The 23,929-nt window shown below is 50.8% G+C and carries 14 protein-coding genes, 1 tRNA gene and 1 pseudogene; 10 read left to right on the forward strand and 6 right to left on the reverse strand.

Features of this window, described 5'->3' with window-relative positions:
- The first annotated feature begins 1 nt into the window (after nt 1).
- Nucleotides 2-772: a HEAT repeat domain-containing protein gene (locus MRJ96_04640; protein MDR4500730.1), complete on the forward strand. Its 771-nt coding sequence runs from the start codon at nt 2-4 to the stop codon at nt 770-772.
- 32 nt (nt 773-804) lie between these two features.
- Entirely contained in the window at nt 805-1,476 is a 672-nt protein-coding gene (locus MRJ96_04645) for a HEAT repeat domain-containing protein (protein MDR4500731.1), read from the forward strand.
- 248 nt (nt 1,477-1,724) lie between these two features.
- Here MRJ96_04645 and MRJ96_04650 read toward each other — a convergent pair whose 3' ends face one another.
- On the reverse strand, nt 1,725-3,047 hold the full coding sequence (locus MRJ96_04650) for a UDP-glucose/GDP-mannose dehydrogenase family protein (protein MDR4500732.1): 1,323 nt from the start codon (nt 3,045-3,047) through the stop codon (nt 1,725-1,727).
- A 441-nt stretch (nt 3,048-3,488) separates the two neighbouring features.
- Between MRJ96_04650 and MRJ96_04655 the strand changes: the two genes are divergently transcribed.
- From MRJ96_04655 to MRJ96_04665, 3 genes and pseudogenes are all read left to right on the forward strand, one after another.
- Nucleotides 3,489-3,563 (forward strand) — tRNA-Gly (locus MRJ96_04655).
- Nucleotides 3,564-5,434: 1,871 nt separating this feature from the next.
- Nucleotides 5,435-6,490, forward strand: a pseudogene (locus MRJ96_04660) (S8 family serine peptidase).
- Nucleotides 6,491-6,574: 84 nt separating this feature from the next.
- Entirely contained in the window at nt 6,575-7,321 is a 747-nt protein-coding gene (locus tag MRJ96_04665) for a hypothetical protein (GenBank protein ID MDR4500733.1), read from the forward strand.
- 474 nt (nt 7,322-7,795) lie between these two features.
- Here MRJ96_04665 and MRJ96_04670 read toward each other — a convergent pair whose 3' ends face one another.
- Complete coding sequence (locus MRJ96_04670) at nt 7,796-9,466, reverse strand: SulP family inorganic anion transporter (protein MDR4500734.1); 1,671 nt, start codon at nt 9,464-9,466, stop codon at nt 7,796-7,798.
- 349 nt (nt 9,467-9,815) lie between these two features.
- Between MRJ96_04670 and MRJ96_04675 the strand changes: the two genes are divergently transcribed.
- The 4 genes from MRJ96_04675 to MRJ96_04690 all read left to right on the forward strand — a co-directional run bounded on the left by MRJ96_04675 (nt 9,816) and on the right by MRJ96_04690 (nt 16,456).
- Nucleotides 9,816-10,304: a hypothetical protein gene (locus MRJ96_04675; protein MDR4500735.1), complete on the forward strand. Its 489-nt coding sequence runs from the start codon at nt 9,816-9,818 to the stop codon at nt 10,302-10,304.
- Nucleotides 10,305-10,528: 224 nt separating this feature from the next.
- The gene (locus tag MRJ96_04680) at nt 10,529-11,356 is read left to right on the forward strand and encodes a mechanosensitive ion channel (GenBank protein ID MDR4500736.1); all 828 of its coding nucleotides are present in this window, start codon (nt 10,529-10,531) and stop codon (nt 11,354-11,356) included.
- 394 nt (nt 11,357-11,750) lie between these two features.
- Entirely contained in the window at nt 11,751-13,739 is a 1,989-nt protein-coding gene (locus tag MRJ96_04685) for a tetratricopeptide repeat protein (protein MDR4500737.1), read from the forward strand.
- A gap of 119 nt (nt 13,740-13,858) precedes the next feature.
- Complete coding sequence (locus MRJ96_04690; GenBank protein MDR4500738.1) at nt 13,859-16,456, forward strand: sigma 54-interacting transcriptional regulator; 2,598 nt, start codon at nt 13,859-13,861, stop codon at nt 16,454-16,456.
- Here MRJ96_04690 and msrB read toward each other — a convergent pair.
- Nucleotides 16,422-16,913: a peptide-methionine (R)-S-oxide reductase MsrB gene (gene msrB, locus MRJ96_04695; GenBank protein MDR4500739.1), complete on the reverse strand. Its 492-nt coding sequence runs from the start codon at nt 16,911-16,913 to the stop codon at nt 16,422-16,424. The genes MRJ96_04690 and msrB overlap by 35 nt on opposite strands.
- Before the next feature lie 293 nt (nt 16,914-17,206).
- Between msrB and MRJ96_04700 the strand changes: the two genes are divergently transcribed.
- Nucleotides 17,207-17,584 carry an HPF/RaiA family ribosome-associated protein gene (locus MRJ96_04700; protein MDR4500740.1) on the forward strand — a complete coding sequence of 126 codons (378 nt, stop codon included), beginning with the start codon at nt 17,207-17,209 and terminating at the stop codon, nt 17,582-17,584.
- A 134-nt stretch (nt 17,585-17,718) separates the two neighbouring features.
- On the opposite strand, the gene MRJ96_04705 is transcribed toward MRJ96_04700, so the two are convergent.
- The 3 genes from MRJ96_04705 to polA form a co-directional block, all read right to left on the reverse strand.
- Nucleotides 17,719-19,137, reverse strand: coding sequence for a phosphoglucomutase/phosphomannomutase family protein (locus MRJ96_04705; GenBank protein MDR4500741.1), 1,419 nt, complete (start codon nt 19,135-19,137; stop codon nt 17,719-17,721).
- Between the two features lie 342 nt (nt 19,138-19,479).
- Nucleotides 19,480-20,250, reverse strand: coding sequence for an exodeoxyribonuclease III (xth, locus tag MRJ96_04710; GenBank protein ID MDR4500742.1), 771 nt, complete (start codon nt 20,248-20,250; stop codon nt 19,480-19,482).
- A gap of 27 nt (nt 20,251-20,277) precedes the next feature.
- Nucleotides 20,278-23,076 carry a DNA polymerase I gene (polA, locus tag MRJ96_04715; protein MDR4500743.1) on the reverse strand — a complete coding sequence of 933 codons (2,799 nt, stop codon included), beginning with the start codon at nt 23,074-23,076 and terminating at the stop codon, nt 20,278-20,280.
- Between the last annotated feature and the right edge of the window lie 853 nt (nt 23,077-23,929).

The following is a 23,929-nucleotide window of genomic DNA, read 5'->3' on the forward strand; positions in this document are numbered from 1 at the left end:
GATGGAGGAATCTAACCGCGTTGAACAACTCTTAGCCTCGCTGCGTGATGACAACGAGGAGCTTCGTAATCATGCTGCGACGAACCTGAGCCAAATCGGAGAAGTCGCCATCCCTAAGCTGATCAATCTCTTTTTGGAAGGTGATCTGGTCATTCGAGAGGCGGCGGCGAGTGCTGTCGCGCAAATGGGTGAGCCTGCCGTTGATCCCCTCATCGAAGCATTGGCCGAAGATGAAGAATGGATGGTGAGAGAACAAGCCGCCTCGGCGCTGGGCAAGATTAAATCACCTCGAGGAGTGCAACCGCTCATTCAAGCTTTGCAAAATGATAAAGATGGGGCAGTCCGCAATGCTGCCATATGGGCATTGGAGCGGATTGGAGACCCCGAAGCCGTACCAGCGCTCGTGGGCGCCCTGATGGACGCCACACTTCGGGAAGATGCCGCACGGGTCTTGAAAAAGGTTGGCGACTCTCGGGCGACTGACGCATTGATTCAAGAATTGCAAGGATCCAGTTGGATCGTTCGACGGCATGCCGCTGAGGCATTAGGGAAAATAGGCGACCCCCGGTGCATTGACCCCTTGGTGCAATCTCTTGCCGATGAAGATTGGCTTGTCCGGCGAAATGCCGCGGAATCACTAGCCCGGTTAGGAGACAAACGAGTCGTAACCGCCCTTGTCCCATTGTTAGAAGATGAAAATGAGATGGTTCGAGACACGGCAGAAGGCGCGTTGAGCAGTCTTGGCTGGATACCAGATTCAACAAAATCATAAATGAGTTTCACATCAATCATGAAGGAGTCATCATGGCAGACGAATCACCTGTACAACTCGTTCAAATCGGCCCGAAAGGCGGGACCAAAAAGGATGGGTTTAATCTCGTAACGGAAAACGTCACCGCGATCAATATTGAGGCGAAGCAGATAGAAGTTGAATTGTTAGCGTATGACGGGAAAACGGTTTTGCTCGATGTCGCAGACGAAGCGTTAGAAGACCTTCAGAAGATCAAAGTAGGCGACGGCGCAACCCTTCGCGTCATTGAAGAAGACGGAAAGCGATTCGTCAAGCAGTTTCGCATTCGCGCTAAAGATCCTAACGTCCAAAAAGTGGAAGCGGCGTTGTTGGACCTGTCCGACACACACTGGTTAAACAGAAAGTATGCAGCCGAAATCTTGGGTGAGCTCAAAGCTGAAGAAGCGGTCAAGCCCTTAGTGCATGCACTGGAAGATGAGGTGGGAGATGTCCGGCATCGCGCCTACGATGCCCTTATTAAAATCGGGGCACCATCCGTCACCGAAGTCATTCCGCTGCTGGTTTCTGAAGAAGATGAAATGCGGCAATCAGCAACAGAGATCTTAAGAAAAATAGGAAAGCCTGCCGTCGCGCCCCTGGCTGATGCGCTCGGTGATGCCGATCCGAAACTCACGAAGCGCATCATGAAAGTCCTGGACCGGATGGGCTACAAACCGAAGTCCTGATTCGTGGAACGTTATTCATCGCTGGCTTCTGGGCTGACTTCTGGAATATATTTCTCGGAGCCATACGCGAAATACGAGAAATGATCGCAAGCCGACAGATGTTCCAACGAGTTTAATGCGACGATCCTGACACGGAAGCGTATTTGTCCGTGAGGAGATCACTCAGACAGCGTTAGCCACCCGACCCACGAACAATCCTTAGAAGACATGGCTCATGGCGAGCTTTCACCATTTCTCTACCTATCGTCTCAGGAAGGTCGAGCGCCAGCGGGTGGTCGCCCGACAGAAACGTAGTAAAAGCCCTTCTCCGCCACCCGACCTGGGTCATAAACATTCCTCAAGTCAATTAAACAAGGAGACTTGACAAGGGTCTTGAGCTGCTCAAAGTCGAGGTTTCGAAACTGGTTCCATTCCGTGACAAGGATGAGCGCATCTGTCCCTTCAGCCGTATGATAGGCGTCTTGACATGGAACAAGGCCATTGACCGCCTTTAATGACTCTTCCATCGCCTCGGGATCATACGCACGAACCGTACAGCCTTCCTTCAACAATTGCTCCGCGATCGCTAAGGCTGGAGAATCTCGAATATCATCGGTATTCGGCTTGAACGACAGGCCTAGCATGCCCACCGTCTTACCTTGTACCGTTCCAAGCGTTTCGCGAATCTTGTCGAGCATGCGGCCCCGCTGTTGTTCATTCACGAGCTTGGTAGCTTTGGCCACCTTCATTTCATACCCGGCCTGCTCACCGATATGAATTAACGCGGCTGTGTCCTTTCCAAAGCAGGATCCGCCATAGCCCGGTCCCGCATGGAGAAACTTTGACCCAACCCGTTTATCCAGTCCCATGCCTTTCGCGACGACCTGAACATCCGCCCCGACCTTCTCGCAGAGATTCGCCATTTCATTGATGAAGGAGATTTTCGTCGCGAGAAAGACATTGGACGCATACTTGATCATTTCAGCAGTCGGAACATCGGTAATGACGATCGGAGTCTCGATCAGATACAAGGGACGATAGAGATCTTTCATGATGGCGATGGACGCGTCGCTATCAGCACCGATTACGACGCGATTGGGCCGCATGAAATCTTCTATGGCCGAACCTTCCCGTAAAAATTCAGGATTGGAACAAACGCCAAACTTTTGTGGCGTTGTCTGATTTTCCTCGATTAATTTATGCACTCGCTGCGCCGTGCCCACTGGGACCGTGGATTTGGTCACGACCACCTTGTAGCCGGTCATTCGGCTACCAATACTTCTCGCCACCTCATCGACAAATGACAAGTCTGCGGACCCATCTTCCCGTGATGGCGTTCCCACGGCAATGAAGATGACCAGCGCTTCATCGACGGCTTTCGTGAGATCCGTAGTAAAATGCAGTCGTCCAGCATTGGCATTTTTGATCACCAATTCAGCCAATCCAGGTTCAAAAAATGGGATTTCGCCTTTCTCTAATTTTTCAATCCGTTTGGAATCAACATCCATACAGGTCACATCAATGCCATACTCGGCAAAACATGCTCCGGTGACCAAACCAACATAACCTGTTCCAATAACACTCACATGCATGATGACCCCTCCAATGATTTCTAGGATAGAAAAACTTCTATTATTGATTATTGTATGAGTTTTTCAAATAATCGCAAGGTTGAGAAAAGAGAATTATCCTGAACGTCTTTAACGTCAAACATACGGCATGAAAGATCGCAGCGATCAACTAAATGATTCTACTCAGAAGGAAGGAAATCTGACGATAACAGACGTTACTATCATTATATTCCTATATTCCCCGAGCAACCAAGCGCTTTAATCAAAAAGTAACACAAGTACATGTGAATCGCACTCAACGGACTCCACGGAATCCAGCGATGAGGCCACCGATCAGGACTATGGTATTCTCGGTCAGAGTCTCTAGCATCATAATACTCGTGTAAGGCAACTTGAGATCCCAGGCTTGCTTGACACCTTTCGGACGCAATACTAGAATCGAAACTCATACCGAATCCGAGAGCGGGAATAGCTCAGTGGTAGAGCATCGCCTTGCCAAGGCGAGGGTCGGGGGTTCAAATCCCCTTTCCCGCTCCAATATCCCTTCAGTGTCCCATCAACAAGCACAAGGCCTTATCGGCTAAACTACCTCTCGATTTAAGCCTACAACCAGGGATTTCGAAAAGGGTATGTCTCTTTTGTAGTGAGTTACCAGAGGGGACTAGTGCTGTCTGTCTGCGGGAGCCAGCAAAAACTCTACTCTTGACTCAAGGATAAGTCACCATCACTGCCTATCACGGCATACCCTCCTAGGAACTTAGGAAGAAACTTCGTCTGTACGGTAATCTCGAAGTTGCACAATACTATGGGAGGATCCATTAAAAATGTCAAACGTGTCAGCTCGATGTTACTCATATAGGTTCGCTCTTGCATCGTGACGTCTCTTCCTTATCTTAAGGGTTGCTCTCAGTATGGCAGGCAACACCCATTTATCCGAGAAGCAGCGTCGGTTCAACTTACCTCGAACATTGCTTTCGAATGGTCTAAATACACGGGCAATGCCTCATCAAGATGACCACCTTTGCCAAGAGTGACAAACGTCGTTAGGCCCGAGTCACACATTCTGGGGAAGCAAGACTCGAACAACCTTCGAGGCTAAAGCGTGGAATCTTTTTATTGACTATGGGCGGTGGTTGACTTCTGTTCAGATCTACATCGAATGTGGGAAGTGTCATTGGATTAGCATCGTACAGAGGAGCACGTGGACAAGCTCTTTCTGGATAAGCGAAATCCTCTCGGCCTTCTACAAGAAACCACAGCAACCCCTTTACGGATGAGAGCCGTCGACTGATGCAATGTACTTGCAGCTTCTTCCAGGATCGCCACGGAAGTGATGAGCTGGAAATGACCGTGTAGAGCAAGTAGATACGCTTGCTCTGTGTTCCCTAATCACTCCTTTTCCTTTCCCATTTTTCCTCATAGCTCTCAGCTCCTCTACTCGGCTTCTTATGTATCTAATTTTAGATCAATTGTATCGTTTTAGATAATAAGTCACCAGCTACTTTCGTATCTGAAATAACTAAATTCAGCACCACACTTCAATAGAAACACCAGTTTTTGAGAGCCTTGGGATAACCAATTCGCTAGCGGCTTTCTTGGAACAACTTCTGCAACTTACACATTCATGAATTAAGACGACAGAGTTTCTAGAAGTTCTGCGCTCCGGCACAGTCATTTTACCACCCAAGGTTCCCTCAGGATTATTGCGCTTTGAGATCAACACCAGAAAGGAGGTGAATAGATATCATTTTATTCTCAACCCAATTACCAGTGAACGGATAAGCGCAAACTGTGCTGGGGATGTTTCATTTTCCTTCTCTTGATAATCAATTCATTTGCTAAGGTATGAATGCTCAGGAGGACATCGTATGGATAATGTGGGAAACAGTCATGATATGCCAATGGGAGAAGAGCCCGAGAATCAACAAAAACAGGATATGCCGACTGGCAGCATGAGTCGAGAGGCTCGTAGCTATGAGATGCCGAACGGAAATTCGAGCACTTTATCTGCTGGTGGGGACATGCCCAATGGTGGTCCAACCAAACAGCACAGCTCCCGTGACATGCCAAGCGGCATGATGGAAAGCGAGAAGAAGTCAGACTCTATGCCTACTGGTGATATGGGAGAGACCGCGTCTGAAAATTTGATGGAAGCGGACGACGGATTGGACCGCTTCGGTCCTATTAGTGACTCTCCCGAAACGAGTATGTCTGATACTTTTGAACCTGGAATGGTAGAAGTCGAATTCCGTGATGGAGTCCAACCACAGCTCAGTAGTTTACCAACCGGGCGATCTGGCATGATTGCAAGCCCATCAGCTGGCACCCTTTCGAACCTCAATCAAAAATTGCAAGATTACGGGCTGCTCCATGCAGAGCCCAGCATTCAAATGTCTGAACAAGATGCCATGACAGCACAAGCATTTGCTCGGGGGCAAGATTCCAATATTCCTAACTTGAGCAGCTTTATCACGTTACATTTCCCTGATACGGCTAATACGGAAAACATTGCCCGTGAATTAAGTCAGTTACCCGAAATTGAACGAGCCGTCGCCGTGCCACGCGCGATTCCTCCGCTCAGTCCACTGAATGAACCGCTCGTCGGTACTTCTGATCAAGTCGCGGTAAATCCCGTTACTGGTCATGAAAATCAATGGTACATCTTTCGATGTCGTGCCAATCAAGCATGGGATGTTGCCAGTGGAAAAAATGTAGTCATTGCCGACATTGACTGGGGATACCGCACAACCCACCAAGACCTTTCCAGCCGACTTGATCTGAATCGTGCCTACAATTCATATGATGGAGGGACGAATGTCTCCACAGGTCCATCCGTGTCCCATGGGACGGCGGTCATGGGTATCGCGGGTGGGGCTGACAACAACTTGGGAATGGCTGGATTCGCATTTAATTCAACCTTGTGGCCAGTCCAGGCGGATAGTGGACCAGGCCCTTCTCTTGGTGGCAATGCCTGGGCACGAGGTATCGATTGGGTCCGTACAGCTAACAGCAATGGTCGGCGAAAGGTCATTATTCTCGAAGTACAAACCAGTACATTTGGGAATTATGAAATGGTGCCTTCGGTGAATGCCGCGATTCGCACCGCCATTGCTCATGGTGTCGTCGTTTGTGTCGCGGCCGGCAACGGCAACCGCGACGCTGGCGTGGATGACTCTGGCAATCCTATCCCAGCAACAGGCTCCATTCTGGTGGGCGCAACAGAATATCATCCCACAGAAAACCGACGAGCCGGGTTTAGCAACTTTGGAAACCGTGTCGTTGTTTGTGCTCCTGGTGACTCATCTCACGATGTGACCGCCAGTAGTTCCTCCGACACCGCAGTTCGAAACGGGTTTGGTGGAACATCTGGGGCCACTCCGAAAGTTGCGGGTACCGCTGCTCTATTGTTGGAGGCCAATCCCAATCTCACACATGCTGAGATTCGAACAATCCTTCGAAATACAGGAACTGCCGTTGTCACAGACCCAAACAAACCGATTGGGACATTCCTCAACGCAGAAGCTGCGGTTCGGCAAGCGGCACGCCCCATGCCCTCTGGTCCAGTTGTTTCTTGGGGTGCGAATCGATTGGATGCCTTCGTGATCGGGACGAATTCGGCGTTGTACCACAAATGGTGGAACGGTTCGGCCTGGGGTCCATCAGTCACCGGGTATGAAAACATGGGCGGCACGATTACCAGCAATCCTGAAGCTGTCGCCTGGGGCCCGAATCGTCTCGATGTATTCGTCCTGGGCACCAATTCGGCGTTGTACCACAAATGGTGGAACGGTTCGGCCTGGGGCCCATCAGTCACCGGGTATGAAAACATGGGCGGCACAATCATCGGTCAACCCAAGGCTGTGGCTTGGGGCCCGAATCGTCTCGATGTATTCGTCCTGGGCACGAATTCGGCGTTGTACCACAAATGGTGGAACGGTTCGGCCTGGGGCCCATCAGTCACCGGGTATGAGTACATGGGAGGTACGCTAAGCAGTAGTCCTGAAGTTGTGGCCTGGGGTCCAAATCGTCTTGATGTGTTTGCCATTGGGACCAACAAACGTCTCTATCACAAGTGGTGGAACGGCTCGGCGTGGGGGCCCTCACTCACCGGATGGGAAGATCTTGGTGGCACAATTATAGGACAGCCGAGGGTGGTCTCTTGGGGTCCGAATCGATTGGATATTTTCGCCCGGGGAACCAATTCTCGTCTCTACCATAAGTGGTGGAATGGTTCGGCCTGGGGACCTTCAGTGACCGGGTGGGAAAATCTTGGTGGAACAATTATCCGTATGTAAGTCCGAAGAAATCCATCTTACTCATACACGAACATCTGAAAAAGAGAGTCCAGTGTCTTCCTCAGGCACTGGACTCGTCCTATCGTGTTGCCTACCACATCCTCTGACAGCACGTCTACTTATATTTTCCAGGAACGACTATACAAAGCGGATGCAAATGTAGCGGGCAGACGAAGGCCTGCACCATAGAAGTGCACACAGACGTCTGGCAACGATTGGACGTTCAGACTTGCCAATCGTGGAGCGATGACCAAAGCGACACCGAGGTAGGCAAAATAAAAAGGAAGTGAATACACGAAGAAGGTGGAGATTCCCTCTAGGTATGCTGTTTCCGATGAACCAAACGTCACGTCCAAGCCGTAATATGTGGCGACTAACGAGCCGACGAGGTAAACACCAACAATAGCAGTATCAACCGATGAAATTTCATTCCCTCACGTGTAAGACAATGATCTCTCCGTTTGGATTGAAGGATTATGCCTGCGTCACCGGTTGATCATCTGGGTGGGTTGAGCCAGCAGCCTGCGCAGCGTGACGCAGAGCATCGAGTCGCTTAGCATACCGGTGCCCCGGGCGAATCTCTGAGAGGACACCGAGTCCATTCAAGACTTTGGTCACGTGGGGTTGCATGCCAACAAAGAACAAATGCTGCTTGTGAGCGCGAATGATACCAAGCATATCGTCAATGGCCATCGCCGAGGTTCCGTCGATGGCAGGGACATCTGATACGTCCAACACGCAGCTTGAAAATTCCCTCAGTCCTGGAACGGTTTCTAAGCGACGAACCATATTTTTGGCAGACCCAAAACTCATGGGTCCATCGACATGAATCAACACAATTTTCCCGGCATTCCTTTCTAATATCGAATTTTCTTCCGGAGTGAGGGGAATTTCCGGATGCTCCTCCGTGATGATTCGCATGTTCGCAAGCTCGAGATCAGCCATTTCCTTGACGAACAGGATACTCGCCAACACCACGCCCACTCCTACAGCCGTGATTAAATCCACAGCCACCGTCACGACCAGTACGATCGTCATGATGACCACATCAGCTCGAGGGGCTTGAAACACATGTCGAAGAAACCGCCAATCGATGATATCGACGCCAACCTTCAACAAAATCCCCGCAAGGACAGCTAAGGGAATTTGCTCAGCGAGTGGCCCGAGCCAGAGAAGCGTGACGAGCAACACCACACCCATCAACATGCCCGACAACGGCGTCCGTCCACCCGACCGAATGTTAGCCACTGATCGCACGGTCGCGCCTGCGCCAGGCAGTCCGCCAAACAAACCGGCAATCATATTTCCGATGCCCTGGCCAATGAGTTCGCGATTTGAATCATGTTGGGTTCTCGTCATGTTGTCACACACGAGTGAGGTCAACAAACTATCGATCGCGCAAAGAAAGGCGATCACACAGGCTTCTTCGACCATGACGGTTAACGCATCAACGTGAAATGTCGGAACGATGATCGAGGGAAATCCCTGCGGAATCTCTCCGATCACAGGTGCATCGGGGAAAAAGAGCCTGGCGACAGGTGTGCAAACAAGCAACGCGAGAAGAGATGGCGGAATATACTTCCCGATCATGGCTGGAGTCCCATACATGATAACCAACGCCAGGCATCCGATGGCCGTAGCATGGACTTTTGGGGAACTGACGATCTCCGGAATAGCCATCAAATTGCCTACGACTCCAGCAGCCGATTGATATCCGAGAACAGGAGCGACTTGCAGAATGATGATAATCGCGCCAATGCCACTCATGAACCCTGAAATCACTGGGTAGGGAACGAGACTGATATATCGCCCGATGCCCAGCGCTCCCATCAGGATAAGAACGCCTCCGCCAAGGATAACCGTCGTGAACACAAGGGCTGGTTCGTCGGAAAATAAAACAAACATCCCTGCAAAGACGACTGTCATAGGGCCGGTCGGACCAGAAGCCTGGGCAGGAGTACCACCGAACATGGCGGCAAAGAAACCCAGGAATATGGCTCCATACAGTCCAGTAACCGCTCCCGCTCCGGAAGAAACTCCAAACGCCAGGGCAAGTGGCAACGCGATTACCGCCGCGACAAGACCTCCGAAGAAATCACCTCGGAGGTTATAAAAATGCAGACCATGGATCACTTTGGAAATCATGATTACTTTCGATCGTTGAGCACTCGAGGGGTATTCTTATAGGCCGGTCTTAGTGTTCCCGCAGCACATGGAACAGGCTTTCGATGGCAGGCACGATAGTGGATGATAGTACTTGTACGGTAGATTGGCCATGTCATCATCTCAAACATTTCTATCGACGCCGGCATTACTCTGCCAGACTTGAAGCGGTCCCACAATATATGAGACATTCACTCGTCACTATCAGTCGATTCGTGACGATTTTTTGGAAGGAATTACTTCGAATAGTCGCGGGCTGTTCTCATTATTACGTATTTCCCGTATTTCTAAAACTGCGGTGAAACGACCTTATTCCAAGGGATAGTTTGTCATGGATGACCATATCACACGAGAGACCCGGTACAGAACGATCATTCTTTCCCTTGTTCTTGTTCTCTTTTCATCAACGACGACTCTGCATGGCCAGCCACAGCTTAGCGTCGAGGTGCTCGAGCCTGCCTTAGATGGTCATGAAGTCGGAGCCCAGATGAAAATCAAAGGCACGGCCCATCTGCCAAAAGGCAATTATCTGTGGATTTTTGTTCATCGCATTAAAGGATTCGAAGACAAATGGTGGCCGCAGGGAATGGTCAGGATTAACTCCGAAAATTCAACATGGGCCAAAACCATACGGTTTGGTGAAAAAATCGACGTGGGGTATCAGTTCGAAATCGCCATAGTGACCGTCAACAAGGCGGAACACGAAAAATTACGCCTCTACGAGTTTCGAAGCAAAAAAACCGGCGTGTGGGACCCTATCGCGATTCCACCAACCACCTCTCCAACTACGTACCGGATCGTGAAAAAAATCAGTTCATAGCCATATTCTTGTATTTCCATCACCACAGACCCTGAGCGTTTCCAGCAGACGGTATTCACCTCACCATAAAAAATAGTAGACTTTTACCGTTTTTCATTCCATAGTTCCTCTATAGTCAATACAGTCGTATCTCCCCCTCGTTTCTCTATCAAACTTGCAGAGAGCCACGGCTCCTAGCCGTGGGTGAATGTTCCACTCACCTTAACCAAACGAGGAGTCGCATCATGGAGCAATTAGAGTACACGACGAATTGGGCAAGAGATCTGGTATTGATGTATGGCCCCAAGTTCTTACTGTCAGTCTTCACGCTGATTATCGGCTGGTGGCTCACGAAACGGGTCGTTGCCCTCATTGAGCGAGCCATGGAACGAGGCCAGGTTGAGGTCACGTTGCGAGGATTTTTGGCCAGCATGGCGGGCATTCTGCTCAAGGCCTTGCTGCTCATCAGCGTCGCCTCGATGATCGGAATAGAAACCACATCCTTCATCGCCATGCTCGGTGCGGCAGGCCTGGCGGTGGGCCTCGCGCTCCAAGGCAGTCTCGCCAATTTCGCCGGTGGTGTTCTTATTCTCTTTTTTCGCCCCTTTAAAGTCGGAGATTTGATCGAAGCCCAAGGGTTTTTAGGAGTCGTCAAAGAAATTCAGATATTCGTGACGATTCTCACCACATTAGACAACCGGCGCATTATCATCCCCAATGGCCCTCTATCCAATGGCTGCATTACCAACCTCAATGCCGAATCGCTTCGTCGCGTGGACATGAAGTTCGGGATTAGTTACGGAGATGATGTGCTGAAAGCCAAAGAAGTCATTCAACGAACGCTCGTCGCCGATGATCGAATCCTGAAAAGTCCTGCGCCAGATGTGTTTGTATCGGAACATGCCGATAGCTCTATCAATTTCGTCGTTCGCCCCTGGGTCCATCCGAACGATTATTGGGACGTCTATTTTCATGTGCACGAACAACTGAAACTGGCGTTCGATCGTGAAGGCATCACGATTCCGTTCCCACAACGGGATGTCCATCTTTTTAAAGAAATTGTTTCTGCCTAGTTCTTTCCGAACAGCGAAGCATCTACGAGTTTCCGCCTTGGCGATCGAAATGCTGCCTGGATAAGTCCCAGGACTAGAACTCTTACCTCGAACGCCTAGCCTGGGCTTTGGAGTTCATGGATCGAAATCTCAAGGGGCAAGAGGTGCCTTCTAACATAGACACCTCTTGCCTTATGTTCCCTCTCGAGACGAACGATTATCGTTCTCCTAGCCGCGTTACGCCCACTTGATGTTGGACTCTGTTCCCAGGAACTGACTGACAGCTCCACCACGAGCTACAGACTGTCGAGACCCCGCTAATCATCAGGAAGAACACGTTCGCCTTCCCCACGGTCCCTTCCAATTTCCTCGAATTCCTTATACATTGAAAGGACATCGAAGAGAGATCGGCCGTATGAAATCTTGGATTCGTTCCTGTCAATCGCAAAGCTGCCGAACACCGACGTTGGGCATATTCCTCTGGATAGTCACGGTTTTTGGGTCACTGACGATGCCCCAATGCTTGCTAGCTCAGACCGTAGAATCAGAGAGTGAAGAGGCCCGTCGGCCCGAAGAAGATCACCTGAGATTAGGAATCGACTTCTACTTAACGGACGAGCTCGAAATCGCTATCGATGAATTTCGAGAGGCATCCCGTCTCCAATCCGGCTATGCCGATGCTCATTTCAATCTTGGTGTTGCGCTCGCCAAAATTGGGGATTTGACCGGCGCGATTGCCCAATGGTCGGATGCTCAACGGCTAGACCCTCAAAGCATGCCGACGCACTACCATATCTCCGCCCTCGTGTCGTACAACTATGGCGTGGCCCTCTTACGCAAGGGCCAACTTGATCAGGCCATGGATGAATGGAGAGCAGCCCTTCACATTCAGCCCGATCTTGCCGAGGCCCATTACGCAGAAGGATTGGGGTATCTCCTCAAAGGCAACACCCTTCAAGCCATCAGGAAATTTCAACTGGCCCTCGTGGGACACCAAGACTGGGCGATCGCCCATCATCAATTGGGTGTCGCCTACTACGAAACCCGCGAGTTGGAACTCGCCAAGGAAGAATGGCGCATCGCCCTGGAATTAGACCCGGAACTTGCCAGAACGCACGTCAATATCGGTCTTTTGCGACTATTAGAGGGTAACGTCACATCGGCCGTTCACGCTTTTCAGCGCGCGATCACGCTTGCTCCTAACCTGCCGGAAGCCCATTTCAATCTCGGAACGGCTTTCTACCAGCAAAGAGAATGGAAGGCAGCGCTTCAACACCTGCACATCGTCCTGACCCTTCGTCCCCGCTTCCTGGCTGCGTTACAATTGACCGGTGCCACGTGGTCGCACCTTGGGCATTGGAGCAAGGCCGCGAGCACATGGCGGGAAGCGTTGCACGCCAATCCCCCTGAGTTCGAAAGTGCGAAGTTCCGGTACAATATTGGCCTTGCATTGCTAATGATGGGGGACCTGCGAGGCTCCATCAGAGAGTTCCGTCACGCACTCACCCTTCGACCAGAATGGGCCGAAGCCCATTACGCCTTGGCCTCGGCTTCTGTCTTCGGCAAGGATTGGCGACATGCATCAGAACACCTGCAACGGGTCACGGAATTGGAGCCGACCTGGGCTCACGCGTTTTTTAGCTTAGGCAAGGTCTATTACCAGATGGGATCGGTCACAGAATCCATCGAAGCCCTACAGCGGGCGATTCAACTGGAACCGGAATTTGCGGATGCGTCCTATCATCTCGGAGTCACGCTTCGGGCCCAAGATCGTACGAAAGAAGCGATTGAGCCGCTCCAACAGGCAGCTCGGGCTGGAATCGAAGAAGCGCAAAGTCTCTTGGCCATGATGTACCAAAATGGAAGCGGCGTCGAGAGGAACCTCCCCATGGCGATGCTTTGGTGGGCTCGATTGTCTTTTGCTGAGACAGAAACCGAGGTAGGGATTCAGGCCAAGGAACGACTGGCTCAATTTCGTCTCCAAGCTAGGGACCCTCATTCGTCCCAAGCCATGCGACAGGAAATTCTCGCTGGATTTTACTTAATCCGCCAATCGCTTCGTCAACAAACGGGTGACTTAAAAGTCATCTCAAGTGAAAATAACCAGGGCTTGGGCCTACAATACCTTCAGCATGGACGAGTCAGGGAGGCGATCCCTCTCTTGATTCATGAAGCCTTGGCGCTTGACGAATCAGCACACCAAGAACTCGAACACTTGTATCAAAATGGAGTTGAAGGAAAATTACATGCCTACGACGATCGGATCCTTCGCTATTTTCTGGAGCGCGCGCAGGAAAGCAACCCCCAATCGTGTGATTTTTTGGAAAAAGCCGCGACGCATTCCGGCATGCCTGAATCAGGAAAAATTACCAATGCATTGCGTACCTGTCGTTCCCAGTCATGAACTCCCGTAAGGAATCTTTTTTCTCCACCTCCAACTCAAAGCCAATGGGCCTCAGGACAATAGGGATTTGCTTCCTGCTGGCAATAGCCGGCACCGTAGCCGGCTTTGGAGCGTCCCTCGTGTTTCCTCAAGGAGACCGATGGGCGTACGACTGGCAAGTCCGCAATCTCCTTTCGGTTCCAATCAATCCATCTATCGTACTGGTGACGTTGGACGAAACAGGCCCGGAAGCTTGCGGAAAAGGCGATTGGAACACTTCCGTTCTCGCGAGAACTATCACGGCGCTGAGTCATGCAGGGACCGAGCTAATTGCTCCGGCCATCAATTTTACAGTCCCCACTCCTGGAGAGTGCGGCGGCGTCATCGGATACACCAACTTACTTGAAGCCTCAAAACAGGCTGGAATTGTCGTATACCCCTCAACGGTTCCTGAAGCTCTGGCGAGAGAAGCAAAGACCGTTGGTCTCATGCCGTTAGCATCCGATGGAGATGGCGTCTTTCGTCGTCTTGACCCATCCAGCTTTTCTTCCGATATCCTTCCTCAACCATTCGGACTCGCCATAGCGCGGATATCGCCAAAAAGTTGGCATTCAAGTCCAACCGTAGCTGATAACTCAAGACCAGCATCCATCCCTCATTCAGAAACCGACAGATTGGTGCCTTTCGCGGGAAAGTGGGAAGAACAGCCTTTTCCAACCTACTCCTTTTCTCTGGTGACAGATTTCATCGCTCAACGATCCGATCAACGCTTACGTGAAATCGTGGAAGGAAAATCCGTCATCCTGTTTCCAACGCAAGGTCATCTCGAGAGCCTCCCAACACCTGTCGATCGATCGGCTCCTCTGGGTTTTCTCCACGCAACAATTTTCAATGCGTCTCTCTCTTCTTCCTGGTTATCGACGGCTTCTGTGGTGTTGGCGTTTTTTTCAACCTTGCTCTTCGCATTCGCGATAGCGCTCTGGATACAGACTTCACGCGGCAGATGGCAATGGGCCACGATTGGCATTCTGCTCATCATTCATAGCTGTGTTTTCGGGCTTCTTTTCCCGGTGTCAGGAATCGTCTTTCCGCTATTCACACAAACATCTGTCTTGGTATTGACGACAGTCGTGGCCTTCCTTTGGAGCAACAGGGAAAACCAGGCATGGGAAGCAGCACAGGTTCGGACAGTGGAACAACAATTGATCCGCACGCAAGAAACACTCGCCAGCAAAGAACTCGTCGTCGAAGAAATGGAAGAGCGGTTACAAAAAGCCAGAGACCAGGTCGAGGAAACCTCTCAACAGTATGCGGCGTTGTCAACAACCGGAGACGACGCCCGAATCAAGTTACGAGAAGCGGAAGAGGAGGCCGAGCGCGCCCGGCAACACGTTGAGAGTCTTCAGCAGGAACTCCGAAAACTACGCCAAGTCTCACCAGTCCCGGCGACGGCTCTCCTGCCAGTTCACGATCTCGATGATCGGACACTGCAACAAGAGGCGGAAGCATGTGGAATCGTCACATGTTCCCCACTTCTCATGAAGACATTTCATGAGGTGAAAAAAGCCGCAGCCACAAACAATCCGATTCTGATCCTCGGTGAAACCGGTACCGGCAAAGAATTATTCGCCCAAGCGGCCCATCGGTTGAGCTCTCGGTCTCAGGGCCCCTTTGTTTCGGTCAACATGGCGGCCATTCGGCCGGAATTGTTCGAGAGTGAGTTATTCGGCCATGTCAAAGGAGCCTTTACCGGCGCGGTCAGCCGTCGAGGCTTTTTCGAAATAGCCCATGGAGGTAGCATCTTTTTAGACGAGATCGGTGAATTACCCCTCGATCTTCAAGCCAAGCTGTTGCGGGTATTAGAGAACGGGGAATTCTATCGCGTCGGACAATCAACCCCGACGCATACTGACGTTCGTATCATCGCGGCCACGAACCGTGACCTGAATCAGACCATCGAGGCAGGGCAGTACCGGGAAGACCTGTACTATCGCTTACGAAGTTTCCTCGTGACGCTTCCACCTCTCCGAGAACGCGGGACAGACGACATCAACGGGCTCGTTCGGAAAATCATTGACGATCTATCGGGAAAGATTGAGCGAGAACCGGTACAAATAACTCAAGGAGCCATGGAGGCCATTCACGCCTACGCGTGGCCCGGGAACGTGCGGGAACTTTGGCAAACCCTGGCTCAAGCGATGGCCTTGGCTGAAGGAGGGATTTTGACTGAAAAAGACCTCCGTTTGCCCGGCGGAACAGGTCAAAAAACCAAGTCCGTTGCACCGGGCCGTGACGTACGCACTAGCCCATTGGATGGGAAAAAGGCGTTGGCTCTCCGCGAGGATGAATTCGTCCTGTCCATGCTGAGGAAACATGAGTTCGATATGAAAGCCACAGCCAAAGCTCTTGAATGGGATCGCAGCACCGTCACGCAACGACTGAAGGGAATGGGATTCCAAGCGCTCGTCGCGCACGGCAGCAATGTGCAGGATGCTGCCGTGGCGTTGGCCGGAGATTCAACGTTGGAAAAAATCGTGGAACTCAAGTTGGAAGAATACTACCAAAATCTTGTGTCATCGGCGCTCGAGCATGAAACTGAAGAACAGGCCTTGTCAGATTGTCGCAAACGCATGCGCAACATTCCGGAACGTTATTTTCCTGCCATCGAATCACTCGTCCGTCAACAGTTCGCGGATTCCTCCACTACGCGGAAACAAAGTTCAACGCCGCAGAGTTAATGCAGTAGCGTAGACCGGTCGGCTCAGGACCATCCTCAAAAATATGGCCAAGATGCCCGCCACACCGCCGACAGTGGCATTCGGTCCGCGGATACAAGAGCTTCCAATCAGTCCGGGTCTTTACGGCATTGTCTGAAATGGGCTTCCAAAAACTCGGCCATCCGGTTTTACTGTCGTATTTGTTCTCAGAGGAAAACAATGGAAGCTGACACCCTGCGCATTCATAGGTCCCGTTTTCTTTATTGTCATGGTAAGGATTCTTGAAAGGCGGTTCCGTCGCTTCTTCCCTGAGAACCTGGTACTGGAGCGGAGTAAGCTCAGCTTTCCATTCCTCATCCGATTTCATCACTTCAAATGTCTCTTCAGCAGCCACTCCGCCAACTCCCGTCAGTTTTGCCAAGACCCCGGCACCAAGCACCATCCCAACCTTCATCAAATTTCTTCTGTTAATATCCATTTTATCCTCCTCTTATAGATTTTTATTCTCTTTTACCTTTCATCCTCAACAGAAACGTTCTAATATAGGGAGTCCCATTCGAGAGATAAACGTTACAGTGGGATTCACGGTAAAAACCTCGATCCTGAGAACCCGTGAAGGGAGAGTCATGCCCGACTTTGCGAGAGTTTTTTGACAGAAAGTTCCGAAATTTCTACACTAGCCGCATGGCTCATTAAGGTCATGAACTCTCTTCCCGAAAGGATTGATAGGAAGAAAATTCGAGACTCTTTAAGGTGCAATGAGGAGGTTCCATGGACATCAAGATTGAAAGCCGCAACGTGGGGATGACCCCTCGCTGGAAAACCGAAATTGAAACCCGTGTAGCCGCACTTGAGAGTGAATCTATTCAGATCACTCATGCGCGGGTCACGTTGACCAAGAATGCGCATCACAAGAAAGGTGAAGATAATGCCGAAGCCCTGGTGTTAGTCACAATACCTAAACGGCATACCGTCACTGCCCGCAAGGAAGCGAAGACATTTGAAGAGGCGATTCGTCGGGCGTTCTTGGCGGTGGAAAACGAAATACGAAAAATGCATGAAAAACGAGCATCGAAAGAGTCCGGAAAGGCTGGAGCCAACTCGCTCAAGGGGATTCCCGAAGAGACGATCAAAGAGGAAATCGCTTAGGGCGTCTCCATACCCACTACCCCCCGATGCCTGCTCGAGAAGAAGGAGATAACTCTCTCTGGATACGAAAATTTCTCTATTGGATTATGTATGGGGTAACAGCGAATCGAGAGATGCGCAACGGTGAGAGGCTGCTAGATATTCAACAGTTTTCGACCGGCCTCGACGATTTGGCCCACTCGTTCTTCGGTCGTCGCTTCACTATAACAACGGACGATGGGCTCGGTGCCGGATGGCCTGAGAAGAAACCAACTGCCATCCGCCAGTAACAGTTTACATCCATCAAGGCGATTGACTTGAGAGACCGCAGACCCCGCGAACGTCTCCGGAGGATCGTCAATAATTTTATTGAGCGACTCTCTGACTGCCTCATCAACGGCAATGTCCTCACGTGCTGAGTAGATCGTCCCCACTCGTTCAAACAGGTCGACGAGCAACGCTTTTAAAGTTTTTCCCGTATGGGCCACCATCTCGACCACCAGAGCACAGGCCAGGATTCCGTCTTTTTCCGGGACATGTCCTTGAATCGAAAGCCCGGCGCTTTCCTCTCCCCCCATCACTACCTCCCCTTTGGCGAGTAACTCGCCGATATACTTAAACCCCACAGGCGTTTCATGGACGGAGAGCCCATGATGACTGGCCACGGCATCGACTAGATGAGTCGTGGCGACCGATCGCGCTACCCACCCAGTCCATTTTCGGGTTTGAATCAAATGATCGAGTAACAATGCCAAAACGAGGTTCGGCTCGATGAATGTCCCATCTGCGTCGACCACACCAAACCGATCGCCATCTCCATCCGTGGCTAACCCGATATGCGCTCCTTCCCGCCGGACAGCTTCCTGAAGCTCCCGTAACGTATCTTGCGCCGGTTCAGGGCGTAACCCGCCAAAATAAGGATCGCGCCAATGGTGAAGCAAGGCCAGTTTGCAGCCTGCCTGCCGGAGAAACTCGTCCAAATACTCCCGAGTGGTGCCAAAGAGCGGGTCCATGATGATACGAAGGCCACGACCCCGGATTTTGTCACTATCGACATGTGCTTCCAGACCTTTGAGGTACTCAGGCTTGGGGTCCAGGAAACGGATCATTCCATCGGCCTTCGCACGCTCCCAGGGAAGCCATTTAATATACTCCCCATGCAATAGAGGAATGATCCGTTGCTCGATCGCCTTGGTCGTTTCGGGAAGCGCGGGCCCTCCCCAGGAAGGTGTAAACTTGACGCCATTGTAATCAGGGGGATTGTGACTCGCAGAAATATTGATTCCTCCTGCAAGCTTTCGATGAAGAATATGGTATGAAATCGTGGGCGTGGGAGTATCGCGATCACAGAGCAACGAAGGAATCCCATGGGCTGACATCACTTCTCCTGCCACTTTGGCAAACCGTTCCCCCATGAATCGGGTGTCATAGCCGATAATCACTCCGCGTTGTCCGATTTTTTCCTGTCGCAGGTATTGAGCAATACCCTGGCAAACAATGCGAACATTACGAAACGTGAACTCATCTGCGACGATCGCTCGCCAACCCGAAGTCCCAAATTTAATACTTTCCATGGATTTCCTTTTGAACGCACCCATTCATTATTGGAACAGCTTCACTATTTATAGAGAATAGTAGATTTTCTCTCAACGCGCCAGCCCTTATAACCGTTTCAGCGATGCCGAAACGATACAGTGCTCTCTTGTACGCCTTGGCTCTTCAAGACGTGAGAGAAACAGCCATGTGTGTCAGGACATCCGAGCGGGTATCACCTTCCGCTTGAGACAACGTCCTACCGCGCGGGGGTTGTCGTCTGTATCGATTGGAACGTATGTGGACTCGCTATAAGTCTTATGAAGAAAGACTTTTTCGACAAATGGGCATGGACAGTGAGACGCATTGGAGCAAAAAGATGTTTAGCGAGACAGCTCGCACCAGGTCGGCGTGTGGTCGGAAGGTTTTTCTAATCCACGAGGTCCTTTATCGACTCCAGAAGCCATGAGTCGATCAGCCGCTTGAGGCGAAAGAAGCAAGTGATCGATACGTAAGCCTTCATCTTTGTTCCAACGTCCTGCCTGGTAATCCCAATAGGTGTACAGACCAGACTGAGGATGAAGCGCACGAAGCGCGTCGGTTAACCCCAGGTGGCACAACTCACGAAACCGAGCGCGTGACTCCACCTGACACAGAGCATCATCAGCGAATCCAGCAGGATCATACACATCATCATCGGTCGGACACACGTTATAATCCCCGCCGAGAATAAACGATTCTTCATACGAGAAAAGAGTGCGAACGTGCGTGATCAACCGGTCCATCCAGGCCAGCTTGTAGGAAAATTTCGGCGTGTTGATTGGATTTCCATTAGGCAGATAGATCGAGGCTACTCGAACATCCCCGACCAGAGCTTCAAGGTACCGGGCCTGGTCGTCGTCCGAATCTCCGGGAAGCGAAGTTTGCTCGACCTCAATAGGCAATCGTGAAAGAATCGCCACTCCGTTGTAGGTTTTCTGGCCTACCACGGCGACATTGTAGCCAAGCTCATCGATCTCTTGATGGGGGAATTGCTCCTCGAGAGTTTTCAGTTCCTGAAGCAACACGATATCTGGCTGTGTGTGCTTCACCCATTCCACAACATGTGAAATTCTTACCTTTATTGAATTAACGTTCCAAGTGGCGATTTTCATCAACAACTCCGACGAGCAACCCGATGATCAATGCGCTTCATCCCAGGAAGGCCCCTGTCCAACTTCCACGATCAGTGGGACGGATAACTGAAGGGCCGGCCGTGTCGCATGTTCCATGACCTGTTTGACGACTTGCCCTGTTGTTTCAGCGGCCGACTCTGCGACCTCGAAAATTAATTCATCGTGGACCGTTAACAACATGTACGCCTGGCTATCTATGCCATGTTCCTTCAGTGCGGGAGGGACCCGAATCATGGCGCGCTTGAGAATATCCGCTGCCGCTCCTTGAATCGGAGCATTAATGGCGGCTCGCTCCGCAAAATTCCTTTTGGCGGGATTCTTGTCCAGAATGCCTGGAACGTGGCAACGGCGACCAAACAATGTTTGAACATATCCATGTTCGCGACAAAACTGTTTGGTGCGTTCCATATAATCTTGAATCCCAGGATACTGCTGGAAATACGCCTTGATATACGTCGCCGCTTCGCTTTGTTCCACATTGAGTTGACGGGCTAACCCAAACGCGCTAATTCCGTAAATAATCCCAAAATTAATAGCCTTGGCCTTTCGGCGCATCGCGGAATCTATCTTCTCAAGCTCCACGCAAAAGACCTGGCTGGCGGTCAAGGCATGAATGTCCTGACCATTCTTGAAAGCCTGCTTCAAAACATCGATATCGGCGATATGGGCAAGCAGGCGGAGTTCAATCTGTGAATAATCGAGCGATAACAGCACATGCCCTTTTTCAGCGACGAAGGCCCGGCGAATTCTTCGCCCTTCTTCCGTTCGAATTGGAATATTCTGTAGATTCGGGTCAGTGGATGATAAGCGTCCGGTCGAAGCGGAGGCCATGGCATAAGAGGTATGGACTCGCTTCGTGATGGGGTTGACCTGTTCCGCTAATGATTCCGAGTAGGTGTTCCGGAGTTTCTCCAGCTGCCGCCACTCCAGGACTTTGGCCGGAAGCGCATGACCCTGAGAAGAGAGTGACTCCAGCACCTCGGCATTCGTCGTATACGTCCCCGACTTGCCTTTCTGGCCGCCTTCGAGCCCCAACTCATCGAATAGGATTTCCCCAAGCTGTTTAGGAGAACCGATGTTGAAATCCCGTCCAGCCAGTCCATGAATTTCTGTGGCTAAACTCTCCTGTCTCTCTACAAACTCTCTGCTCAAGTTTTGCAATTCTGCGAGATCAACTTTTATCCCTTCGCTTTCCATAGAAGCCAGAACGGGGATGAGCGGCCGTTCGAGCGTTTCATAGACCGTGACCATCCGTTCTCTTAACAGACGCGGTTTCAGGAGATGATGTAATCGCAACGTGATATCTGCATCTTCGGCCGCATAGTTCAGGGCGAGGTCAAGCGGCACCTGGTCGAATGTCACCTGCGATTTTCCAGACCCCGTAATATCCTTGTATTTAATGGTCGTATGGCCGAGGTACAGCTCCGCCAGCTCATCCATTCCATGGCCGTGACTGCCTCCTTCCAGTACATAGGAAAGGACCATCGTGTCATCGACAGGAGATACCGCCACATCATATCGTGTGAGGATGACCAAGTCATACTTGATATTGTGGCCAACCTTTAAAACGGCTGGATCTGCGAATAATGGACGCAGGAGAGCCAAGGCGTCAGCGAGGGGGACTTGCGCGGGAGGATTATGCTCTGACTGACCTGGTTCCTGAGACCATGTATGACCGACAGGGATATAACAAGCTTTCATCGGTTCGATGCACAATGACACGCCGACTAATTCCGCGCGACTTTGATCTAACGAGGTGGTTTCCGTATCCACAGCCACGATGCCGGCATGCGAGGCCAGTTCAACCCATTCTTGCAGCCTTTCGATGGTTTGCACGAGCTCATACCCTGGCTTCGTTCGTGAAGGTGTCGATCCAGTGAGATGTGCTGAACCCTCAGCCATCGAAACACTCGATGAATATTTATGCTGAATGCGATCAGCGATCGTCTTGAAGTTTAGCGTAGCGAGAAATTCCATGAGGTCGTCCCCATTGACTTCCCGCCGATTCAGTTTTTCCAGAGGAACTTCGAGCGGAACATCCGTTCGCAACCGAACCAGTTCGCGTGACAATCTGGCTTTGTCCGCAAACGCTAATAAGTTTTCCCGCCGTTTCTTCTGTTTAATTTCAGAGGCTCGAGCGAGAAGAGTGTCCAGATCGCCATACTCATTGATTAATTCAGCAGCGGTTTTAATGCCAATTCCGGGAACTCCCGGAACATTGTCGATTGAATCTCCCGCAAGCGCCTGAACGTCCACGACCTTTTTGGGCGGCACGCCGAACTTTTCCTGCACCTCCTTGGTCCCGATATACCGATTTTTTATCGAGTCATACATCCGCACCCTGTCGGAAACCAATTGCATCAGGTCTTTATCAGAGGACACGATGGTCACGGTGGCTTCGGTTTTCAACGCGAGATGGGTATAGGTGGCGATCAAATCATCAGCTTCAAAGCCCGGAGCTTCGATGCAATCCAAATTAAACGCCCTAGTGGCATCACGCACGAGTGTAAATTGTGGGATCAAATCATCCGGCGGATCAGGACGATTGGCTTTATACTCTGGTGAGAGCTCATTTCGAAAGGTTGTTCTCGCGACATCAAATATGACAGCGACATGCTTTGGCTCCATGTCGTCCAGTTGCTTCATGAGCATTTGCGTAAAACCATACACGGCGTTCACTGGAGTACCATCTGGAGCCGTCAATGGCCGAATAGCATGATACGCGCGAAAGATAAAACTCGATGCATCAATGAGGACGAGGTGACGAAGCGGAAGGGCGTTGCCTGATTCTTGAGAGCGATTCACGGTCTACCTATCTGGTGAAAGATCGCCTAGAACATACCTGATGAGCAAAACGGGTGTCGATATGAGGATGGAAAAGCTGGAAGATCTCTCTTCGTTCATATCCCCCATGGTCTAGCGATTTTCACGGGAGTCATGAACCTCCTGAGGCTCAAGAACGGTTCCAAAGACCATAAGGAGTCATCTGACAGGCAAGCCCCAAACCGGTGTTGTGTGAGGCACTGGGGATACACCCCAGTGCCTCCATCCAATCCCAGGCTTACTCGGTAGGCACGTGACTATTCAAGATGACAGGTATCTCAAATAATACGCAGGAGGAGTATGGCCATGATGAGGAAACCCAGAGGGATTGGAGTCCCCAGGATTACCGAAAGACGAGATATGTGGTAGGCCTAAGAGGAATAGGGATTGGAAACACGTCATAGAAATGAACCTTTCCACACCATTACCGGCGGGGTTTTCTTTTTCTCAGAATGATAGAACGGCGTCCTATCCTGACTGTATATCCAATGCCTAAAGCAAACAGAATGCCGACTTGAAGAATTTAAAAAATATTTTTAAGATCAATATGTTACGAGATGAAGATAGGGAAATATCGCCACACCGCTCTTGTCTGAGCGAAGGTCCTACCCTTCACTGTCCTACATATGCGTGCCGACTTGGCCACAGGGGGAATGTTGAAAAAAGCCGTCAGCGGCGTTCTCGCCATTTTTCCGTGCTCACGTAATGCCAGTACGCTCTGCGCGCAAAAATGGCTGCGGCCTTGCTGAACGAACTTTTTTGATCATTCCCTAGCGTTTATGATGTTGGTCTCACATAGGGTATTTATGGGCTATGCGAATGAATAATTCAACAG

It is taken from the genome of Nitrospirales bacterium (assembly GCA_031315865.1).
Lineage (GTDB): Bacteria > Nitrospirota > Nitrospiria > Nitrospirales > UBA8639 > JAGQKC01.